Below are 3171 nucleotides of genomic sequence, written 5' to 3' on the forward strand. Positions count from 1 at the left end.
TATTTCATTTGAGTCTTTTATAGTAAAGTAAAATAACAATACAATCATTAATCCCACACAAAATATAATTCCTGATATTTTGATATTATTTTTCATCACCAATGTATTTTATTCATTTGCCGTGTAGCCTGTCCAGATATAATAGTTGGACCAACTCCAACTCCTAATCCACCTCCAATTCCAATCAAATATTCACCTGGTGCCTTTTGATTTTCAACCCAGCTCAAATTAAGTCCAACAGCAGCCCCAGCACCACCTGATAAGCTGAGGTTATTCCCCCATCCTTCTACTGTTTCCATACTGAAGTTTCTAACATTACCTAAATAATAATATTTATATCCAACGGCCATAGCACTAGAACTAATCCAACCAGCACCTAAACCTAATGAGGTGAAATTCTTGTATTTACCAATATCAGGACCTGCTGTGATGAAAACACCTCCCCAAGGAGACATCGAAGAAGCTCCAATGGCTTCTGATGCACCAGTCAATTCTAGTGAATATGCGACTGGTTTTGTTGATAATATAGCTTTGATAACATAATCAGGAATTTTATTTCCTAAACTATTTATAGCATCATTACTTAACCCAACATCCTCACTTAAAGAAGAAGATATTTTTTGAAAGAGTGTTTTCATAGGAAACAATCCATTATATGGACAACAATTACCATCGCCACCATCAAGACTAGTATCCATATTTTCAAGATCCTCGCCAATTTGTTTAAAGGCAGATTTCCAATTTGAACTTTGGCTTTCGCTAGAAGATGTTGAATCAAAAGTGCTCGTATGACCTGCACTAGAACTGGAGTCTGTTGCAGTATCCGCCCAAAAACCGTCCGTAAGCATTTGCTTACTTAACATACCATCTGGATCAATCCAAAACATCGGATTGCTAAACCCATAATTATAAGGTGAGTGCCTTCCATCATTTCAGCCAAGGGATCCAGGTTCATCCAACGTCCTAAAGCTGCATCGTAATTTCTTGCTCCAAAATCTAACCATTCTAAACCGAGTTCTGTATTCTCTTCTTTACCACCAAAACCATAAAGATGGTCAGTACCGTTCACAACATTATTGTACCCTTTATGTTCAAGTCCAAAAGGATAATAGTTTTTTTCTTCTATGATATCAGTATTGGCATTGATAGAGCCGTTTTTATCGCTATCGGAGTAGGACAGTCTTATGCTCCCTAAGTGGTCTTTGTACTGATAGATGAAATCAAAAACGGCGTGGTTGTTGAAATCTATATAGCCTTCGGGACTAGAGAAAAATTTTAAAGCTAAGCCAGTTGATCCTGTAATCCCTGTTGAGGAGCTTTCATAAATAAATCCACCCGCATACTTGGTTTGTGAACTGTTTACTGCTTGCACCACTTTCTTTTGTTTCACCCCTGTTGCATCATAAGCATATTCAATATACTTTTCTGACCTACTTTAAGTCTCAAATTCTATTCGTTTTGGTAAATTTAAGTGATTATAATCAATATTGGCATTGTCTTTATTCTCATCTGTAATCATATTACCATTAGCATCATAAGTATAAGCAGTATTCTCAGAACAGGGCTGATTAAGACCACTTGGTCTAAAACTATAATCTTGTACCTTTTTAAGCTGATTACTGGAATCGTTATAAATATAAGTCAAATTATCTATTAATTCGTAGGTAATAACATCACCTCCAAACACAGGTGCACTTGGTCCAGAAATAGGCGAGTTAGTAGGTTCTGTTTTTTTAATCTATAATGGATCAATCTTTTAATATTTCCATTCTTATCATAGCTTAATCCACCTGCATAAAAATTCTCTGCTTCATTACCAGCCAAACCACTATCTAAATTACTATAGTTGGCTTCTGTCAACAGGTTTAAAGCATCATACTCATAACTATACATACGTTTATCCTTAGATATGTTTTGCGTTCTCCAGTGCTTCTCGCTGATGTTACCATTGTATAAAGCCGTAGTATTAGCATCTGTGGGGTCGTTATAATTGATCCCAAATTTCTTTTGCTGAATATTTTGAATTTGGAAGGAATCTATAAAGGTGCTGTTCAAATAAGAAGAGTTCTTTCTCTCTTTCTACTTTAGGCTTCAATTTATCCAAAAAAAAATTCTTTAACACCAAATCCAACCGAATTTAATCTATATAAGATATAACCCTGCAATCCCTTAATCAATTTGCCATAGCCATTGATTACATTCTTAGCAATTCCATTATCCAGTTTTGACATTTCCTGAAATTCTTCAATAAAACCAAAAGCTTAAACAACACTCTTGGGTGCTTTTCTTTCAAGTTTAATTTCAGCTAATTAAAGTAGTGTTTTATTAAATTCAAGAGAATTTGGGTTGATTTTGAATTTTTCAGGATTTGATTCTATTTGCAAGAGAATTTGTTTTTCCAATAGTAGAGAAAAACTATCTGTTTCCATTTTTGGGAATTCTACTTTTTGTGTGTAGATACACTTTTCAATTAAAATATTTACTGCGTTTTCAATTTTAGTCTTTGGATTATTTGTCATCAAAGAATATATTTCTTTTACAAGACTATGCAAAAAAAGTAGAATTTTTAAAGTATTAATACCAAATGATGAGCTTTAATACTAGTGGGTAGAAAACACTTAAATATTGTACCTGTAGAAAACTAAAGAGGCTACACATTTCTGTGAAGCCTTGCCTTTACTAGTAGAGGGGACTCGCCTACCTGTTCCAGTAGGACGGGCAGGCTGGACTCGAACCAGTGTCCGCCTCGGGCGGGTAAGAGCACGACGAGCTAATAATCATCGATATAATTTTGCATCCATTCACGACTTCTACCACTTTTTAAAAATTTCTCTCTAGTCATTGCCTCACATTTTGTTTCATAAAACTTTACCCTAATCACAAACCAAGGTTGATGCCTGGTGGTGAAGCCTTTCTTTCCTAAGGCATTATGAGATCTAAATCTAGTCATCAAATTCTGAGTATAACCAACATAATGTTTTTCCGAAGACAAAGATTTTAAAACATAAACCGCAAATTTTTTCATTTCAGATCTAAAATAAAAAAAAGCTTCACATTTCTGTGAAGCTTTTTTTAGTAGCGGGGACTGGACTCGAACCAGTGACCTTCGGGTTATGAATTCCATGAAAATTGCTCAAAAAACCCTCCTATGTATCAATAAAAGTAAAATCG

Annotated in this window: 7 protein-coding genes; all 7 read right to left on the bottom strand. The window is 34.9% G+C overall.

Annotated elements, in window-relative coordinates; genetic code table 11:
* Window positions 1–95: 95 nt before the first annotated feature.
* Window positions 96–887, bottom strand: coding sequence for a hypothetical protein (locus CXF67_RS08965; RefSeq protein ID WP_145990426.1), 792 nt, complete (start codon window positions 885–887; stop codon window positions 96–98).
* Window positions 857–1390, bottom strand: coding sequence for an RHS repeat domain-containing protein (locus CXF67_RS08970; RefSeq protein ID WP_180957938.1), 534 nt, complete (start codon window positions 1388–1390; stop codon window positions 857–859). The genes CXF67_RS08965 and CXF67_RS08970 overlap by 31 nt, the downstream gene beginning before the upstream one ends.
* 45 nt (window positions 1391–1435) lie before the next feature.
* Complete coding sequence (locus CXF67_RS08975; protein ID WP_102088451.1) at window positions 1436–1645, bottom strand: hypothetical protein; 210 nt, start codon at window positions 1643–1645, stop codon at window positions 1436–1438.
* 8 nt (window positions 1646–1653) lie between these two features.
* Window positions 1654–2055: a hypothetical protein gene (locus CXF67_RS08980; RefSeq protein ID WP_102088452.1), complete on the bottom strand. Its 402-nt coding sequence runs from the start codon at window positions 2053–2055 to the stop codon at window positions 1654–1656.
* A 41-nt stretch (window positions 2056–2096) separates the two neighbouring features.
* Window positions 2097–2231, bottom strand: coding sequence for a hypothetical protein (locus CXF67_RS18770; RefSeq protein ID WP_257984639.1), 135 nt, complete (start codon window positions 2229–2231; stop codon window positions 2097–2099).
* 78 nt (window positions 2232–2309) lie between these two features.
* On the bottom strand, window positions 2310–2519 hold the full coding sequence (locus tag CXF67_RS08985) for a hypothetical protein (RefSeq protein ID WP_102088453.1): 210 nt from the start codon (window positions 2517–2519) through the stop codon (window positions 2310–2312).
* Between the two features lie 251 nt (window positions 2520–2770).
* On the bottom strand, window positions 2771–3025 hold the full coding sequence (locus tag CXF67_RS08990; protein ID WP_102088454.1) for a GIY-YIG nuclease family protein: 255 nt from the start codon (window positions 3023–3025) through the stop codon (window positions 2771–2773).
* Window positions 3026–3171: the final 146 nt, after the last annotated feature.

The organism is Psychroflexus sp. MES1-P1E (assembly GCF_002836055.1).
Classification (GTDB): Bacteria; Bacteroidota; Bacteroidia; order Flavobacteriales; family Flavobacteriaceae; genus Psychroflexus.